The organism is Sphingomonas sp. 37zxx (assembly GCF_000786205.1).
Taxonomy (GTDB): Bacteria; Pseudomonadota; Alphaproteobacteria; order Sphingomonadales; family Sphingomonadaceae; genus Sphingomonas.
Genome location: NZ_JROH01000027.1, coordinates 12,723 through 29,742 on the forward strand (window position 1 = coordinate 12,723; position 17,020 = coordinate 29,742).

The window sequence follows — 17,020 nt, forward strand, 5'->3', positions numbered from 1 at the left end:
GTGTTCCAACCCTCCGTTTGGGGGCGATGTAGAGAGGGGCCGCGTGATTTACCACCGTCGAACGGGCCGACAACTGCACGCACCGCTCGTGCCAGCCACCTAGCGCCGGTTCGCCAACACCTTCTCGACCGACTTCGAAACGTCCCACCGCTCGCCATCGCGATAGCCACGCTCGGCCGGAAAGGTCACCAGCACCCGCGCCCCGCCATAGCCTAGCGCCTCAAGCGGCGTACCCATCAATGCCGCCACCGACCGCCTGGCATATTCGCGCGCCTGCGCGATCCGCTCGGGCGACCTGGCACCTGATTCAGCTTTCGCCTGTGCCGCCTGTGAGGTGCGGCGGCTCAGTTCCTCGGCAGCCGTTCGAGTCACCACCAGCCCGCTGGTCCGCACCAACGTCCGCGCGCCTTCGTCGGTGTTGGGCTTGCCCACCGTCACGTCGGGCGCATCGACCACCAAGGTGCGCGTTTCCGCATTCCATTGCACATCATCCGGTCCGATCGCCGAGACATCGACGAAATAATCGACCGAATAGGGCATCTTGATGATCTGGTTCGACCTCAGCCAACCAAAGCCGCGCGTGTCCGACGCGGTGCTCTGCACCGTCCCCGCCAGTTCGGCGACCTTCAGCCGGCTCATCCCCGACAGCCGCGCCGTCACCAATTGCGTCACCGCCGGCCCGCCGGGCTCCTCGGCCTCGGTCACGACATAGCGTTCGTTATACCGCTCCCACAAAGTGAAGCCGACCAGCGCGATCACCGCCGCCGCCGCCAGCATCACCAGCAGCCGGACGGTGGGTGTCGCTATACGCTGCGCCATGACGTCCCCTCCTCGATCGCCAGCCCGCGCCGTGCGAGGTCGATCAGATGCGCCAGCACCGATCGTTCGGCGGCGGGCCACATTCGCCGGTCGATCCCGGCATACATCCGCTCGACCATTGCGGGCACGTCGCCGGTGCCCGCGTGGAGCAGCCGCAATATCTGCCCCTCGCGCTGCTTGCGATGCCCCAGCATGCCGCGCACCAGCCGGCGGGGATTGTCGATCGCCTCGCCATGCCCCGGATAATACACCCGATCCTCGCGCTGCATCAGCTTTTCCAGGCTGGCCATATACGCCGTCATGTCGCCATCGGGGGGCGAGACGATCGTGGTCGACCAGCCCATGACATGATCGCCGCTGAACAACGCCTCCGCTTGCGGCAATGCAAAGGCCAGGTGGTTCGACGTATGCCCCGGCGTCGCCACCGCCTCCAGCGTCCAGCCGTCACCCGCAATCGCCTCGCCATCGGCGAGCACGCGATCGGGGGCGTAATCGAAATCGAACGCGGCATCGGCGCGCGGCCCCAGATCCTCCATCGCCAGCGGCGCACAGCCGATGATCGGCGCACCCGTCGCCGCCTTTAGCGCGCGCGAAAGCGGGCTGTGGTCGCGATGGGTGTGAGTGATGACGATCGCGGTGACGGGCCGCGCATCGATCGCCGCCAGCAATGCGGCAAGGTGGCGGGGGTCGTCGGGACCGGGATCGATCACCGCCAGTGTTTCGCGGCCCACCAGATGCGTCTGCGTGCCGGTGTGGGTGAAGGGTGAGGGATTGGGTGCCAGCACCCGCGCCACCAGCGGGGCTAGCGTGATGGCCACGCCGGTCGGTGCTTGGGTCATGCACCCGAAATGGCCGGTCCAGCGCCAGGGCGCAAGGGTGGTTGGCGCATCCACCCTCCACCCCTGCTCACTCCCTTGGGTATCAATCGGGCGTCTGCAGCTCCGCCAGCGCTTTTTCGATCCCCGCCAATGCTTTGCGGCGCTGTTGATCGCCCAGCCCTTCCTGCGATTCGATCGAACGTCGGGCTATTTTCAGGCTTGATAGCGCAGTTGCCTTGCTCAACCAGGCTGATTGGGTCGCCTTCGCAGCCAGCTCGGCCGTCATCTTGGCCCGATCGGCACAGATCGTCACGATCCGCTTGTTGCCCTCGACGACATCTTTGGTGATCGAGGTGCCCTCACCGCAGCGCCCCTCCCGAATTTCGGTTACCTCGACTTCACGCTCCGAACCATTTGTACGCTCGATGCGGCGGATTTCGCTGGTCTTGCCGTCGCGGGTGTAGCGATACACTTGGTTGTTCACCCCCGCTACCGGCCAGGGCGGGCTCACAGCCGCGGGCGGGATCGGTGGCATTGGCGGTACCGGTGCGGTGGGTTCAGCCGGGACCGGGGGGAAAACGGGAACCGGCGGGCTCGGCGGCGGCAGCGGCACATCGGCAAGCTGGAATGGCGCGTCGAACGGCGCGGCTACAGCCTCGGGCGAAGCGGGTATCGCGGGCATGTCGGGCATTTCCGGCATCTCGGGCATCTCCGGCATCGACAAACCGACCTCGTCGAGCGGCATGCCGATCCGCGTCTCCACCCCGGCGCGAAGTTCGTCGGCGGCGGCGGTGCCCGACGCGGTTAGCGCCAGCCCCGCCAGGGTCAGCGCACCGATCCCCGCCGCGCCGATCATCCGCCGCCCCCGCGACGGCTTGCTATGCTTGGTCAACATCCGCAGCCTCCCCTTGATCTCGTTCACGCTGTGCAGGTGGCACGCGGCGGAAACCGCGCCGCCATGCGCCGATTTGACGATCGCGCGGCCATAGGCATGGCGCAGCGCCGGATGACGGTCGCTCAGCACCAATGCGTCGCACGCCATTTCCTGATCAGCGCGAAAGGCGCGATAGGCGCGCCACGCCACCGGATTGAACCAATGAAACCCCAGCATCGCCAGCGCGACCCAATTGGCGATCAGATCGCCGCGCGCATGGTGGCCAAGCTCGTGCGCCAGCGCCAGATCGCGCTCCAACTCGTCATAGCGCTCGTCGAAATCGGCGGGAAACGCGACATATTTGCGCCAGATGCCAAAGGCCAGCGGACCATGCGCGATCGGCGATCGGATCATGCGGACATGGCCGCCCGCAACCGTCACCGCATCGCCCGCATCCGCCATCAGCCGGCGGCAAAAATGCCAATGCGCCAGCAAATGAAAACCCAGAAACCCGATCGCGCCAATCGTCCAGATACCGACCAGCACCAGCAGGATCGGCGCACCGCCCTCGACGATGCTGGGCGGCACCAGCGCCATTTGGGGCGCGTGCTCGAAAACCCATCCCTGCTCGATCACCGCCGGCGGCACGGCTTCGGTCGCCAGCGCGCCAAAGGCGACCGGCGTGGTGGCGGCGTCGGCAATGGTTGGCTGCAGCGCCATGCTCCATTGCGACGCGCCGGGAAGGGCGGGCAGCAGCATCCGGCATACCGGCAATGCCCATAGCAGATAGGCGATGTTCGGCCCGAACGCGCGGCGCACCGGCTCGCGCAGCAGCAGGACCAGCGCCATGAGCAGCGTGGTCGCCACCAGCGTCTCGATGATCCAGCCGGTCATTGCTTCAGCTCCTTCAGCAACGCCTCGATCTCGGCAATGTCGTCATTGGTCAGCGCGTCGCGTTCGGCCAGATGCGCCACCAGCGGGCTAAGCCGGCCGCCGAACAGCCGGTCGATCATCCGCTGCGATTCACCAGCGACATAGGATTGGCGCGCGACGATCGGACGGTACAGATAGCGCCGCCCGTCTTCCTCATGCGCGATCACCTGCTTGCCCAGCAGCCGGCCGAGCAGGGTCTTGACGGTGTTCGCGCTCCAGTCGCGATCGGCGGGAATCCGCTCGGCGACTTCCTGCGCGGTGAGCGGGCTTTCGTCCCACAGCACCTCCATCACCGCATGTTCGGCATCACTGATTCGCTCGGCCATACGCACCTCCTCGACTACGCATGTAATCACACTGATTACGCCCGTAGTCAAGCAGCCGCCCGGCCTGTCGGCTGGCTTTACAGCCGCCGGTTTGTTTATTGCCCGGTTAACGCTCGCGAGCCGCGACCAAGGCGGCGCTGGCCAAACTGGCACGCCCCCTGCAAAGCTACTAGCGTACCTGTCGCGCAAGTGCGCTTCAATGGCGGGTCGTCGCCTCCCCCCTCCAGCGACGACCCGCCTACCCGGTCCAGGCCAAAAGCTGGACGCACAAAAAACCGCCGACCATAACCCCGCAAGGATCACGATCGGCGGTCAAACCCTTCCGAGGGTAGAGTTCAGGCCGCTTGCGCGACGCCCTTGTCTTCCATCAGTTGCTGCAATTCACCGCTTTCGAACATCTCCATCATGATGTCCGATCCGCCGACGAACTCGCCCTTGACGTAGAGCTGCGGGATCGTCGGCCAGTCGCTGAACGCCTTGATGCCCTGGCGGACGCCTTGGTCCTGCAACACGTCGACACTTTCAAACGCGACGCTCAAATGGCCCAGGATCGCGATCGCCCGGCTGGAAAACCCGCATTGCGGGAACAGCGGGCTGCCCTTCATGAACAGCACGACGTCGTTGGCGTCGACCAGCCCTTGCAGGCGAGCGTGGATGTCGTCGGTCATCGATATTACTCCTTGGGGACTGCGGTGGTCAGCTGAAGTGCGTGCAGCACCCCGCCCATCCTCCCGCCAAGTGCGGCATAGACCGCCTGATGCTGGCGCACGCGCGGCAGCCCGCGAAAGCTTTCGGCCACGACATGCGCGGCATAATGATCGCCGTCGCCGGCCAGGTCGGTGATCGTGATCTGTGCATCGGGGATCGCGGTGCGGATCAGCGTTTCGATATCGTTCGCGGCCATCGGCATCGGATCAGCGCACTTCCATCATCTGGCGGCGCGCTTCGATCGTCTGTGCGGCAAGCGCCTCGCGGACCGCCGCTTCTTCGACCTCGACGCCAGCGGCGGTCAGGTCGCCCAGCACCTTGCGGATGACGTCGTCATCGCCGGCTTCCTCGAAATCGGCCTGCACCACCGCCTTGGCATAGGCGTCGGTCTCTTCGGGGGTCAGCTTCATATGGCCGGCGGCCCATTGGCCCAACAGCCGGTTGCGCCGCGCGGTGATGCGGAACTCCATCTCGCCGTCGCGGGCGAACTTCGCCTCGAATGCCCGATCGCGATCGTCGAAATTCGTCATGTGCTTGCTTTCCCTTCAGGCCGTATGAACGGGAGATAGGATACCCGAAACGACCGCGCTAGTGCCCACCGGCACTTTGGACCGCTAGCGCGGTCAGCTCCGCGATGCTTGCCTTCCGCCCGTTCGCGATAAGCGCGGCCAAACGAGCCTTGGCGGTCGTGAGATCAACCATGAGAGCTCTCGAAAGGCTCGAAATAGACATAGTATTGCCATTGCGGCTGCCCGACGCCGAAGCTTGAGCGGTACGCGATCATTGCTTCTTCGATGAGATGCCGACTCTCTGCGTATCGTGGTGAGTCAAGTGCTCCACCGCTGTAGATCTTCCAACATGGCTGTTCATTTGGGGACGGATCAGCATCGCCGAACGCGCTTCTCGTCGAAGTCAGCATTGCATGAAACGAGATCTCCCGATCATTACCTTTGATTTTAAAGGCCATGTACCCGGAAGACCCCCCACCCACGCCTTCACGCACCAACTCAAGCCCGCGGACCGGATCATATGTGCGATAAGCGTCTGGATCGGAAACGAATGGCATAGCGTTCTTTCTTGCAAGCTGCATAAATACTGCGCCACTCGAATACCAAGTCTATCCCACCTGCACCACCAGCTTGCCGATCGCCTGCCGCGCCGCCATTGCCGCTATCGCCTGCCCGCCGTCTTCGAACGCGAAGGTGCGGGTGACGCGCGGCGCAATCGCGCCATTGGCCCACAGCTCGAACAGCCGCTCGACATGCGCGGCATTCGCCTGCGGGTCACGCGCCGCGAACGCGCCCCAGAACACGCCGCACACGTCGCAGCTTTTGAGCAACGTCAGGTTGAGCGGCAATTTGGGGATGCCCGCCGGAAAGCCGACGACCAGATAGCGCCCCTCCCAGCCGATCGAACGAAGCGCGGGCTCGGCATAATCGCCGCCCACAGGGTCATAGATCACATCGGCCCCGTTCGGCCCCAGCGCCGCCTTGAACTGGTCAGCCAGCGCCTTGGACTGCGCCTTGTCGAACGGCGCGCGTTCGTACACCAATGTCTCGTCGGCCCCCGCCTGCGCCGCCGCCTCGGCCTTTTCGGGCGACGACACCGCCGCGATCACCCGCGCGCCGAACGCCTTGCCAAGCTCGATCGCCGCCAGCCCGACGCCGCCCGCCGCGCCCAGCACCAACAGCGTCTGCCCGGGCTTCAGATGCCCGCGATCGAGCAAGGCGTGGATGGTGGTGCCATAGGTCAACAATAGCGCCGCGCCATCCTCGAAGCTTCGCCCCTGTGGCAGCCGATACAGCCGCGCCGCCTCGACCGCGACTTTCTCGCTCAAGCCCCCATGTCCGGTCATCGCGATCACCCGATCGCCCACCGCCCAGCCCTCGACGCCATCGCCGATGCTGTCGATCACCCCGGCGATTTCGCTGCCCGGCGCAAAGGGGCGCTGCGGCTTGAACTGATATTTATCCTCAATGATCAGCACATCGGGAAAGTTGATCGAACACGCCTTTACCGCGACCACGACCTGTCCCAAGCCCGCCACCGGATCGGGCAGCTCGGCCAGTTCCAGAGTTTCAGGTCCGCCCGGCGCCCTTGACAGCAATGCCCGCATTTTGGCTCTCTCCCGCGATCCACGGGCGCGACATCATTGCCTGCGCCTCGTAATTTGAAATCGCGGTATCTCTTGCCAGCGTAATGCCGATCTCGTCCAGCCCTTCCATCAGGCATTGGCGGCGAAACGGGTCGAGCGCAAAGGTGAAGCGATCCTGGAAGCTCGTCGTCACCGTCATCGTCTCCAGATCGACGGTGATCGGCTGGCCCTCGCGCGCCACGTCGATCAGCCGGTCGATCGCGTCCTGCGGCAGCACGACGGGCACGATGCCGTTCTTGATCGCGTTGCCCGAAAATATGTCCGAATAGCTCGGCGCAATCACCACCCGCACCCCCATGTCGGTCAGCGCCCAGGCGGCGTGCTCACGGCTCGATCCGCAGCCGAAATTATCGCCCGCGATCAGGATCGGGCTGCCCGCATAAGCGGGATCGTCGAACACATTGCCCGCCACCGCGCGCACCGTCTCGAACGCGCCCTTGCCCAGCCCTTCGCGACTGGTGGTTTTCAGCCAGTGCGCGGGGATGATGATGTCGGTGTCGACATTCTTTACACCATAGGGATAGGCCTGACCCTCGACGCTGATCACCGGTTCCATGTTACTCAAACCTCTTGCCTATAGGGATGGCCGAACGCACCCGGCGATCAGGCGTCGATCGCCGCCGCATCGGGCGCAGCAGAAACCGGCGCGGCCGCACCGCGCTTGGCGGTCCCGGCATAAGCCGCCGCCAATCCGCTGACCAACGTGCCCGCCACCAACAACACCAAAACCCGACGCATATGTTCAACCCTTTTCCGCCGGCTTCACCCCGGCCTTCGCAGCGCGCGCCGATGGCGGCACCGATTAATTCGCAGCGATCAGCTCGCGCACATCGGCAAGCCTGCCGGTGATCGCCGCCGCCGCCGCCATCGCCGGCGACACCAGATGCGTCCGCGCGCCCGGCCCCTGCCGCCCCACGAAATTTCGGTTCGACGTCGATGCACATCGCTCGCCCGCCGGCACCTTGTCGGGGTTCATCGCCAGGCACATCGAACAGCCCGGCTCGCGCCATTCAAAGCCCGCCTCGACAAAGATGCGGTCCAGCCCCTCGGCCTCGGCCTGGCGCTTCACCAATCCCGATCCGGGGACCACCAGCGCCTGCTTGATCCCGCCCGCGATTTTGCGCCCGCGCACGACGGCGGCGGCGGCACGCAGATCTTCGATCCGGCTGTTGGTGCAGCTACCGATAAAGATATGCTCGACCGCGACGTCCTGCATCCGCATGCCGGGCGTCAGCCCCATATAGTCGAGCGACTTGCGCGCCGCCGCCTGTTTCGACGGATCGGCAAAGCTTTCGGGCGCGGGCACCACGCCGGTGATCGGCACGACATCTTCGGGGCTGGTGCCCCAGGTCAGCGACGGCGCGATGTCGTCGGCATGCAGCAGCACCGTCTTGTCGAATACCGCGCCGGCATCGCTCGGCAGCGTCCGCCAATAGGCGACCGCGCGCTCCCAATCCTCGCCCTGCGGCACCATCGGCCGCCCTTTCAGATAGGCGAAGGTCGTCTCGTCGGGCGCGATCAGCCCGGCGCGCGCGCCGCCCTCGATCGACATGTTGCTGATCGTCAGCCGCCCCTCGATCGAAAGCCCGCGAATGACTTCGCCGGTATATTCGATGACATGGCCGGTGCCGCCAGCCGCGCCGATCTTGCCGATGATCGCCAGGATGACGTCCTTGGCCGACACGCCGAAGCCCAGCGTGCCGTCGACGCGCACTTCCATCGTCCTGGCCTGTTGCAACAGCAGCGTCTGCGTCGCGAGCACATGCTCGACTTCGCTGGTGCCGATCCCGAACGCCAGCGCCCCCAGTGCGCCATGCGCCGACGTATGGCTGTCGCCGCACACCAGGGTCGTGCCGGGCAGCGTAAAGCCCTGCTCCGGCCCGACGACATGCACGATCCCCTGCCGCGCCTCGATCGCGTCGATATAGGTGATGCCGAATTCGGCGACGTTGCGCTCCAGCGCGGCAAGCTGTTCGGCGCTGGCGGGATCGGCGATCGCCAGCCGCTGGCCATCGGCCCCCACCCGCGCGGTGGTGGGCAAATTATGATCGGGCACCGCCAGCGTCAGCTCGGGCCGCCGCACCGCGCGGCCGGCGGCACGAAGCCCCGAAAACGCCTGCGGGCTGGTGACTTCGTGGACGAGGTGACGGTCGATATAGATCAGGCAGGTGCCGTCATCACGCCGTTCGACGACATGATCGGCCCAGATCTTTTCGTACATGGTTAGCGGACTGGCCATGCCGCCGCGCTCTAACGTTTTTGTGCGCCAGGGCAAGCGCGCGTGGCAGATTGTTTCGCGGGTGGGGTGAGTAGGGGGTGAATGAAAAGGGGTTTGTGAGCGCAGTTCGTGGTTGAACGAATGCACATGCTATTTGAGCTACCCTCGCGCTCACCGGCAGCTGTAACGCGCTAATCTGAAGCAGCAACGATTTACCCGCTTGCCCGTACGGGGATTTCGGCACAATCTACTATGGTAGCGACACCCGATAACGTGTCCCCATTGGGAATGTTACCTGGGAGCTGCCATCACTCTTCGCACGGGTTGATGACGAACGGGCTGGTAGTTTTTGCAATGGGTTCCCACTGGTCCCCCTTCCAAAAGGGGAGCAGCTATCACAAATTACCAGCCCGCTCTCTCCGCAAGGCTATCATTCAGGCATCGGTTAGCAAACTAATTTTGCGTCACTGCGGGATCGTCGCGGCAACGCCCCCCTACCGCCCCACGCCCACTATCGAAGCGCGCCGCCAGCGCCTATGTGCAACCCGCATGAACGTCGCGACCCAATCCTCTGAGCCAACCGCGCGCCATCGCTGGGCCGCGCCGCATCAGGCGTTGATCGGGACCACGTTGGCGGCGGCGATCTGCGCTACCTGGCTTGCGGTCCATTTCTACGCGATGTTCGGGCTCAGCGTCGAACTCGCCACGCTGCCGCTGGTCGTGGTGCTGATGGCGCTGCAATGCTGGCTGTCGGTGGGGATGTTCATCGTCGCGCATGATGCGATGCACGGATCGCTCGCGCCCGGCTGGCCCCGGCTGAACGCGCGCGTCGGGGCGGCGTTGCTGTTGCTCTATGCGGGCTTTGGCTGGACCAAGATGCGCGACGCGCATTTGGACCATCATCGCCACGCCGGCAGCGAGCATGATCCCGATTTCGACGCCGCCAACCCGCGTAATTTCGTTCGCTGGTATACCACCTTCCTGAAACGCTATTTCGGCTGGCAATCGGGCGTGTACGTCCTCAGCGTCGTCAACGTCTATTGGCTGGTGTTCGGGGTGCCGCTCACCAATATCGTGCTGCTCTATGGCCTGCCCGCGATCCTGTCGTCGCTGCAACTCTTCTATTTCGGCACTTTCCGCCCCCACCGGCACGACGATCACGGCTTTGTCGATCGTCACAATGCCCGCAGCGAAGGCTTTGGCACGCTGGCCAGTCTGGCGAGCTGTTTCCATTTTGGCTATCATCACGAACATCATGTAAATCCAGGCGTGCCGTGGTGGGGGCTGCCCGCCTGCCGCCGCGCCGCGCTGCGCAGTGGAACTGTCCAATGACCGCGTTCGACAAGATCGTCATCGTCCTCGCCGCCGTCGCCGGCATGGAGCTGTTCGCGTGGACCGCGCACCGATACATCATGCACGGCTGGGGCTGGGGCTGGCACCGCGATCATCACGAACCGCACGATAATACCCTGGAGCGCAACGACCTCTATGCGGTGGTGTTCGGCAGCTTCGTCAGCGCGATGTTCGTCGTGGCGTATCTCAATCCGCAGGCGGGCTGGTCCGATCCGCTATGGTGGACCGGGTTCGGCATCAGCGTGTACGGGCTGATCTATGCCTTCATCCATGACGGGCTGGTGCATCAGCGCTTCTTCCGCTGGGTGCCAAAGCGCGGCTATGCCAAGCGGCTGGTGCAGGCGCACAAGCTGCACCATGCGACGATCGGCAAGGAAGGCGGGGTCAGCTTCGGCTTCATCATCGCCCCCGATCCGCAGCGGCTAAAGGCCGAACTCAAGCGGCAAAAGGCGGCGGGCATCGCGAAACTACGACCCGCCGAGGTCGATTAGGACCACCTAGATTCTGTTCGCACTGAGCCTGTCGAAGCACGAACGGCGAGCGGGCAGGTCTAGCGCATGATGACTTGATGCCAACGCATTTTCCTCGTCATTCCCGCGTAGGCGGGAATCCATAACCACTGCACTGGCAGATGGATTCCCGCCTTCGCGGGAATGACGGGGGAGCCGACCGATGGATCAGCGTAAAGTCACGCCGCGCTAACCCTAACGCGCTCAGGCCACCGTCAGCCCGACATCGACATTCCCGCGCGTCGCATTCGAATACGGGCACACTTCATGCGCGGCGTGCATCAGCTTTTCGGCATCGGCGCGATCGACGCCGGGCATGGTGATCGTCAGATCGACGGTGATGCCATAGCCGCCCTCGGATCGCGGCCCGAAACCCACTTCGGCGGTGACGGTGGCATCGGCGGGGACCGACACGCCCTGCTTGCCCGACATCGCCTTCATCGCGCCCAGGAAGCACGCCGAATAGCCAGCGGCGAACAGTTTTTCGGGGTTGGCGCCGACGCCGCCCGGTCCGCCCATTTCCTTGGGCACCACCAGCTTCACATCGACCGAACCATCGTCCGATCGCGCCGCGCCGTCGCGCCCGCCGGTGGCGGTTGCCTTGGTCTTGTAGATCACATCGACTGGCATTGGGGTTCCTTTGCATGGTTGTCTGGTTCGGCGATGTCGTCCCGCCGACCCGCTTCGGCAATGCACGCCGCCGAATAATCCTGCCACCGGCACCCTATCGCCGCCCGGCGCGTTCTTCCCCCGAACCAGCACAGGAGCGGTAGCGCATGAGCATTTTCGGCAAGATCAAGGACGCGATTTTCGGGCAAAATGGCGGCCCGATGGGCGAAGGCTATATCGGCGGCAAGCCAGCCCCCGCCCCCACCGCGCCGACGCCGCAACCAGCCCCCGCCGCGCCGACTGCGCCTGCCGCTCCCTCCCCCGCCGCCCCGGTGGCGCAGTCCGCCGGACAGCGGCTGGTCGAACTCGCCGCGTTCAAGGGCAATCCCGACCTCAACTGGCGCACCTCGATCGTCGACCTGATGAAGCTGCTCGACCTCGATTCGAGCCTCGACAACCGCAAGGAACTGGCGACCGAACTCGGCTATACCGGCGCGAAGGACGGGTCGGCTGAAATGAACATCTGGCTGCACGCCGCCGTCATGAAACAGCTCGGCGCAGACACCGCCGCCTGAACCACTCCCCTCCCCGTTCGCACTGAGCTTGTCGAAGTGCCGTCCTTCCTTCTCACTGGGGTAGCGAAAGAAGTATGGTGCTCCGGCAAGCGCGCCGACCAACGAATGGGTTCTGGCACCAAAACACCCCACCCCGATTCCGCTTCGCTTCGCCGAACCCGCGCGCTACCTTCGGCGCATGCACCTCCCCCGGCTGGCGTCGTTGCCCCTGCTTTTCGCCGTCACAGCGGCCCCCGCGCAATCGCCCCCCGCCGCGCTGTCGACCGCCGTGGCGGGGGTATCGCTAACCGCCGACAGCGAAGCCCGCTGGGTCGATTTCACCCTAACCCCCGGCAACCAGCTTCGCTTCACGATACAGGTGAACGGCCAGAGCGCCACCGCCATCCTCGATACCGGGGTCAGCTTCAGCGTCGCCTCGCAACGTTTCGCCAGCGCCGCCCGGCTCGAATCCGCCCGCGCCCCCGCCGCACAGGCCGAAGCGATCGGCGGCACGGTCCCGGTCAATTGGGTCGCCACCCGTACCCTCGGCTTTGGCGGCTTGCAGCGCACCGGCGGGCGCTTCGCGGTGGTCGATCTCAAGGCGATCGCCACCGGCAGCGCCCAGCCGGTCGAAGTGCTGGTCGGCAGCGACATTTTGTCGTGCTGCGCGCTCGACATTGATTTCGACGCCAGCCGTTTCCGCCTGCTCCCCAGCGGCCGCATGCCGTTCAAGGGCGCAAGCGTGCCGCTGTCGATCGGCCCGCGATCAAAGGTGTTCATCAGCGAAGTGACGATCGGCAATCGCCGCCTGCGCCCGCTGATCGTCGATACCGGCGACGGATCGGCGCTGACGTTGTCGCGCGCCGCCTGGGCCTTGTCGGGCGCGCGGCCCGCCGCCCTAACCAGCGCGGTCGCCTTTGGCCTGGGCGGCCAGATCGAAACCGACCTCGCGATCCTGCCCACCGCCCGGCTGGGCAGCCAGCCGCTCACCAATGTCGAAGTGCGGATCGAGGGCAAGGGCGGTTTTTCCGACCTGACCGGCACCTCGGGCCGCATCGGATCGGCCCTGTTGCAGCGCTATCGCGTCCTGCTCGATCCGCGCGCCGGGCATATGGTGATGCTGCCGGGCAAGAATGCCGATCGCGTGCCGGTGCGCTCAACCAGCGGCTTGCTGGTGGGCTATGACCATGGCCGCCTGCGCGTGCTGCACGTCATGCGCCGAAGCCCGGCGGCGGCGACAGGCTGGCGCACCGGCGACCTGATCTGCACCGTCGATGGCACCGCGATCCCCGCCGTCGCTGCGGGCGGCAGCGTCGACACCGGCTGGTCGGCGGGCAAGGCCGGGCGCACCGTGAAGCTTGGGCTGTGCAACGGCACCGAGCGGCGGCTGACGCTGAAGCAATTCTATTGACCCGCGCTCAACCCCGGATCGCCAGCAATGCGGCGATGAACGCGCCGATCAGCGCGAACATCTGCACGCTTGGCCAATATACCACGCCCACCCGATCCCAATCGGCGCGGCGCGTGCGGCGATGCTCGGCAACCCCGGCCAGCAGCGCTACCGCCAGCAATGCAGCCACCGCGACCCAGGCCTTATGCGTCCAAAACCACGCTTGCATCGTTACGCCACCAGCCTAATTTTCAAACGCACTCCATCGCCGAAGGAATCGTCATGCGCCAGTCCCTTGCCGCCATCGCCCTTGCGACCACCGTCGCCGCCGCCGCCAGCGTCGCGATCGGCGCGCCGCAGCCACAACAGCCCCCGCTAAAGGCAGCGATCGAAGCCCCCAGCCGGACGCCGGCGAACAAGCTGCGCGATCGCTATCGCCACCCCGCCGCAACGCTGGCGTTCTTCGGCGTGCGCCCCGGCAATACCGTGGTCGAGCTATATCCCGGCGGCGGCTGGTACACCGAAATCCTCGCCCCCTATCTCAGCGCCGGCGGCACCTATTACGCCGCCGCGCCGATGCCCAATGGCGTGCGCGCCGTCCAGGCACTGATCGCCAAAGACGCCGCCACCTATGGCAAGGTGAAGGTCGCCGCCTTCCCCGCCAAGCCAGGCGAACCCACCGTCCCAGCCGGCACGGCGGACGTCGTGCTCACCTTCCGCAACGTCCATAACTGGCGCTTCGGCGGTGCCGACGCGGCCCAGGCGGTGTTCAACGAAGCATTTGCCATGCTCAAGCCAGGCGGCACCCTCGGCGTGGTCGAACACCGCCTGCCCGAAGCACGCGATTCAGCGCTCGAGGAAAAGAGCGGCTATATGAAGACCAGCAGCGTCATCGCCTTCGCGACAAAGGCAGGCTTCGAAGTCGCTGGTCAGTCCGAGATCAACGCCAATCCCAAGGACACCGCCGACTGGGCCGACGGCGTGTGGACGCTCCCCCCCTCATTCCGCCTGAAGGACGTCGACCGCGCCAAATATGAAGCGATCGGCGAAAGCGACCGCATGACGATCAAGTTCCGCAAGCCCAAATAACCCCGGTCCTGCGATGGCGTTCGCCGCTAGAGCGGGATGACGATAGGTTGATCCATCGATCTTCTGTTCGTCATTCCCGCGAAGGCGGGAATCCATATGCCAGTGCAGTGGTTATGGACTCCCGCCTTCGCGGCAAGGACGCCCCATCCGCGTCGGCGCCAAGTCATCATACTTCAGGGGCGAGCGAACGCCATTGCCTGCCGGTTGGCTGCGCAAGCCGTACCACCGCTCGGACGATAGCTGGCTTCGAACCGAAATCCCTTGGCGGCATCGACCGCTGCGTCGCTGAAGGTCAGCGGCGGATAGGCGAAAAGCGCGCGCGGCTGAACCGTCCTTCCATCGGCGGCGACGTCGAACTCCAGGTTGACCCATCCTTCAAAGCCCATTTGCTGTGCCAGCATCGGATAGTCGTTCGAACTGACGTTGGTCTTGCGTAGCGCAGGCTTGACCCCGATCAGCGCGCATTGCTGCTCGGTCAGCCCGGTCTGCTGGAATTGCGCCTGCGCGGTAGCGAGATCGCCCGCCTTGGCGGCAAGATTGGCGCGCCGCAGCAATGCCGCGATCTTGAGCGAATGCTGCGCCGGCAGCGCCGGCTCCTGAATGACCGCATCGAGCAATGCCGTCACATCCTCGGGCTGGCGCAGGCCATAGCCGGATGCCGCGATCTGCAGGCGCAGCGTCGATGCGATAAGCGGATCGCCAGCATAACGCGGGTCGGCAAGCAGCGCGCGAAACTGTTGCCGCCGCGCAGCCGGCCGCATGTCCGGTTTTTCCGGCACTTCCAGCGCCAAACGCCCCTTCACCGCTGTCGGCGCGGAAAGCGCATCGGCCAGGGCAACTGCCCGAACCAGATGCGCTTGGCGTTCTTTCGGCTCGACCAGTTGGGATCTGCCCAGCCACCAGCTTGCCGCAAATTCGCCCGCCTGGTCGCCGTCGGCACTCGCCTTCAGCAGGGCCGCCTGCCACAACGGCAATTGCTGCGCGTCGGGCAGGTCCGGGTTGACCCCGGCCACCCCTTTTCCGTCGATCCAGGCGGCGGTTACTTCGTCGAGCGGCGTGAACACCGACTCATTGCCATTGGCCCCGGTGGTGCACCGCATTTCGATCCGGGTCGCCGCACGATAAAAGACCGGGATGTCCTTGATCTGGTCGGGCGCCCATGACCATGCGGCCACCGCCTTGGCAAATGCCAGCGCGCCGGCGCGACCGCCGGTGGCATAGATGGGCTGGGGATCGACCACCGAACCGTCTTCGCGTATCCCGAATTCGACGATCGCAAGGTCCTGAGGCGTCAGCCCGGTCGTTTCGCCGCAAGGCGGTGCATCCATCGACACCGCGCGCCGGAACGGGGCATCGGCAATGCGTCCCGCACCGGTGTAGGCAAGGTACTTGCCCGCTTCTTCTCGCTTCCCCAGCAAGGACGCCGCCAATGCCAGGTCGCCGCGCGTCGCCACCTGCGCCAGGCTCACCTGCATCGTCAGCCCGCCCTGATTGGCCAGCGCTTCCTTCAATATCGGATAGGCGGCTGCCGCTTGCCCCTGGTTTAACAGCGCAAGCCCATGCTCGGTCTGGATCAGTGCCAGGGCAGTTTTGTCACCCCCGCCTGCCTTCGCCAGCGCAAACGCCTCCTTGGCATAATCGACCGCGTCACCGCCGGTATCGAACCTCGCCAGCGACGTCAGCAAGATTAACGGGCTAAGGCGCGCCGTACCTTGCGACAGCGCCAGCGCAGCCTTCGCCTCGACCATCGCCGCGTCGTAATCGAGCCGCGAGCGCGAAAGCTGTGCCAGCGTCAGATGCACCTCGCGCACCTCGGCGTTGAAGCTCTCGCCCGCCTTCGTCAGCGCGGGCAATCCGGCGCGCAGCAATCCTTCGGCCTCGTCCCCGCGCCCCAGCCTGGCCAGGCAACGCCCCTTCCGCACCGCGATCGCCGATTTCAGAAATCCTTCGCGGCGCGCGGCGGGTAGTTTCTCGATCGTTTCAAACCGCGCCACCGCCTCGGTGCAATTGCCGTCCTCCACCGCGGTCGATGCCGCATCAAATTGCTGCTGCGCCGTCATCGACGATGACGAAGCCTCTTGCGCGCGAGCCGTCATCGCGGCCATCATGGTCGTGGTGGCAAGCGCCATCGACGAAATGATCGTGCTGTTTTTCATGTCCGAATCCCCCGATTATCAGCAACCTAGGCTGGCAAACCCAACGTCGTCGAGGGGGTTTCTTTCGCGCGAGCGATCAATCGTATCAGCATTGGCGGCCTGCCTCGCGGCCGCCTCGCCAGGTTTCGCGCAGGAGCCGACCATCCCGCGCGATACCGTGCTGCTGTTCGTCGCATCCTGGTGTGCGCCATGCCATGCCGAGCTTCGCGAGCTCGACGCCATCGCCGCCGCTGCCCGCCCCGCGCGAACGATGGTCGTCGCCTATGATGACACTCGCGCCACCCGCGCCATGCTGCGCGATCTGCCCCCGCAAAATCGCTGGCCGATCAATAGCGCCGCAGACCGGCAACGCCGCCGCGCGTTGACGCAAGCCGCGGTCGGCCTGCCCTATGCCGTGCTGACCGACGGCAAGGGCAAGCCCTGCGCCGCCAGCAATCGCGGGCTGAACGCCGAACGCGCCCGCCAGCTGCTGCAACGCTGCGCGGCGGGCGAACCCTGACCGCACAGCG

General features: G+C 65.4%; 21 protein-coding genes. 6 read left to right on the forward strand and 15 right to left on the reverse strand.

Annotated elements, in window-relative coordinates; all coding sequences use genetic code 11:
* Window positions 1-99 precede the first annotated feature (99 nt).
* The 12 genes from QU44_RS11495 to leuC all read right to left on the reverse strand — a co-directional run bounded on the left by QU44_RS11495 (window position 100) and on the right by leuC (window position 8,872).
* Window positions 100-819 carry a DUF4230 domain-containing protein gene (locus QU44_RS11495; RefSeq protein ID WP_033922329.1) on the reverse strand — a complete coding sequence of 240 codons (720 nt, stop codon included), beginning with the start codon at window positions 817-819 and terminating at the stop codon, window positions 100-102.
* Entirely contained in the window at window positions 804-1,658 is an 855-nt protein-coding gene (locus QU44_RS11500; RefSeq protein ID WP_033922373.1) for an MBL fold metallo-hydrolase, read from the reverse strand. Before QU44_RS11500 ends, QU44_RS11495 begins: the two co-directional genes overlap by 16 nt.
* A gap of 82 nt (window positions 1,659-1,740) precedes the next feature.
* Complete coding sequence (locus QU44_RS11505) at window positions 1,741-3,405, reverse strand: M56 family metallopeptidase (RefSeq protein ID WP_033922330.1); 1,665 nt, start codon at window positions 3,403-3,405, stop codon at window positions 1,741-1,743.
* On the reverse strand, window positions 3,402-3,770 hold the full coding sequence (locus QU44_RS11510; RefSeq protein ID WP_033922332.1) for a BlaI/MecI/CopY family transcriptional regulator: 369 nt from the start codon (window positions 3,768-3,770) through the stop codon (window positions 3,402-3,404). The genes QU44_RS11505 and QU44_RS11510 overlap by 4 nt, the downstream gene beginning before the upstream one ends.
* 335 nt (window positions 3,771-4,105) lie before the next feature.
* The gene (grxD, locus tag QU44_RS11515; protein ID WP_033922333.1) at window positions 4,106-4,438 is read right to left on the reverse strand and encodes a Grx4 family monothiol glutaredoxin; all 333 of its coding nucleotides are present in this window, start codon (window positions 4,436-4,438) and stop codon (window positions 4,106-4,108) included.
* Between the two features lie 5 nt (window positions 4,439-4,443).
* Entirely contained in the window at window positions 4,444-4,680 is a 237-nt protein-coding gene (locus QU44_RS11520) for a BolA/IbaG family iron-sulfur metabolism protein (protein WP_033922335.1), read from the reverse strand.
* A gap of 4 nt (window positions 4,681-4,684) precedes the next feature.
* Window positions 4,685-5,008, reverse strand: coding sequence for a DUF1476 domain-containing protein (locus QU44_RS11525; RefSeq protein WP_033922336.1), 324 nt, complete (start codon window positions 5,006-5,008; stop codon window positions 4,685-4,687).
* Between the two features lie 164 nt (window positions 5,009-5,172).
* A complete protein-coding gene (locus tag QU44_RS18255) occupies window positions 5,173-5,544 on the reverse strand; it encodes a hypothetical protein (RefSeq protein ID WP_156141114.1) in 372 nt (123 codons plus the stop codon).
* Between the two features lie 51 nt (window positions 5,545-5,595).
* The gene (locus QU44_RS11530) at window positions 5,596-6,594 is read right to left on the reverse strand and encodes an NADPH:quinone oxidoreductase family protein (RefSeq protein WP_197054300.1); all 999 of its coding nucleotides are present in this window, start codon (window positions 6,592-6,594) and stop codon (window positions 5,596-5,598) included.
* Entirely contained in the window at window positions 6,557-7,189 is a 633-nt protein-coding gene (leuD, locus tag QU44_RS11535) for a 3-isopropylmalate dehydratase small subunit (protein WP_033922337.1), read from the reverse strand. Before leuD ends, QU44_RS11530 begins: the two co-directional genes overlap by 38 nt.
* Before the next feature lie 47 nt (window positions 7,190-7,236).
* A complete protein-coding gene (locus tag QU44_RS18875) occupies window positions 7,237-7,371 on the reverse strand; it encodes a hypothetical protein (protein WP_269429172.1) in 135 nt (44 codons plus the stop codon).
* A gap of 64 nt (window positions 7,372-7,435) precedes the next feature.
* Window positions 7,436-8,872: a 3-isopropylmalate dehydratase large subunit gene (leuC, locus tag QU44_RS11540; RefSeq protein WP_033922338.1), complete on the reverse strand. Its 1,437-nt coding sequence runs from the start codon at window positions 8,870-8,872 to the stop codon at window positions 7,436-7,438.
* A 528-nt stretch (window positions 8,873-9,400) separates the two neighbouring features.
* Between leuC and QU44_RS11545 the strand changes: the two genes are divergently transcribed.
* Both QU44_RS11545 and QU44_RS11550 read left to right on the forward strand, forming a co-directional pair.
* Entirely contained in the window at window positions 9,401-10,183 is a 783-nt protein-coding gene (locus QU44_RS11545) for a fatty acid desaturase (RefSeq protein WP_052134733.1), read from the forward strand.
* On the forward strand, window positions 10,180-10,695 hold the full coding sequence (locus QU44_RS11550) for a sterol desaturase family protein (RefSeq protein ID WP_033922339.1): 516 nt from the start codon (window positions 10,180-10,182) through the stop codon (window positions 10,693-10,695). Before QU44_RS11545 ends, QU44_RS11550 begins: the two co-directional genes overlap by 4 nt.
* A gap of 222 nt (window positions 10,696-10,917) precedes the next feature.
* On the opposite strand, the gene QU44_RS11555 is transcribed toward QU44_RS11550, so the two are convergent.
* A complete protein-coding gene (locus QU44_RS11555; RefSeq protein ID WP_033922340.1) occupies window positions 10,918-11,343 on the reverse strand; it encodes an organic hydroperoxide resistance protein in 426 nt (141 codons plus the stop codon).
* 146 nt (window positions 11,344-11,489) lie between these two features.
* Here QU44_RS11555 and QU44_RS11560 point away from each other — a divergent pair, with 146 nt between their 5' ends.
* Window positions 11,490-11,897, forward strand: a complete 408-nt coding sequence (locus tag QU44_RS11560) for a DUF3597 domain-containing protein (protein WP_033922342.1) — start codon at window positions 11,490-11,492, stop codon at window positions 11,895-11,897.
* Window positions 11,898-12,099: 202 nt separating this feature from the next.
* Window positions 12,100-13,287, forward strand: a complete 1,188-nt coding sequence (locus QU44_RS11565; protein ID WP_197054301.1) for an aspartyl protease family protein — start codon at window positions 12,100-12,102, stop codon at window positions 13,285-13,287.
* 7 nt (window positions 13,288-13,294) lie between these two features.
* Here QU44_RS11565 and QU44_RS11570 read toward each other — a convergent pair whose 3' ends face one another.
* Window positions 13,295-13,495: a hypothetical protein gene (locus tag QU44_RS11570; protein WP_033922343.1), complete on the reverse strand. Its 201-nt coding sequence runs from the start codon at window positions 13,493-13,495 to the stop codon at window positions 13,295-13,297.
* 53 nt (window positions 13,496-13,548) lie between these two features.
* Here QU44_RS11570 and QU44_RS11575 point away from each other — a divergent pair, with 53 nt between their 5' ends.
* The gene (locus QU44_RS11575) at window positions 13,549-14,355 is read left to right on the forward strand and encodes a class I SAM-dependent methyltransferase (protein ID WP_033922344.1); all 807 of its coding nucleotides are present in this window, start codon (window positions 13,549-13,551) and stop codon (window positions 14,353-14,355) included.
* Between the two features lie 173 nt (window positions 14,356-14,528).
* Here QU44_RS11575 and QU44_RS11580 read toward each other — a convergent pair whose 3' ends face one another.
* Window positions 14,529-16,511 (reverse strand): energy transducer TonB, encoded by a 1,983-nt coding sequence (locus QU44_RS11580; protein WP_081988003.1) that lies wholly within the window; start codon window positions 16,509-16,511, stop codon window positions 14,529-14,531.
* Window positions 16,512-16,602: 91 nt separating this feature from the next.
* Between QU44_RS11580 and QU44_RS11585 the strand changes: the two genes are divergently transcribed.
* Window positions 16,603-17,010 (forward strand): TlpA family protein disulfide reductase, encoded by a 408-nt coding sequence (locus QU44_RS11585; RefSeq protein WP_081988004.1) that lies wholly within the window; start codon window positions 16,603-16,605, stop codon window positions 17,008-17,010.
* Window positions 17,011-17,020 lie beyond the last annotated feature (10 nt).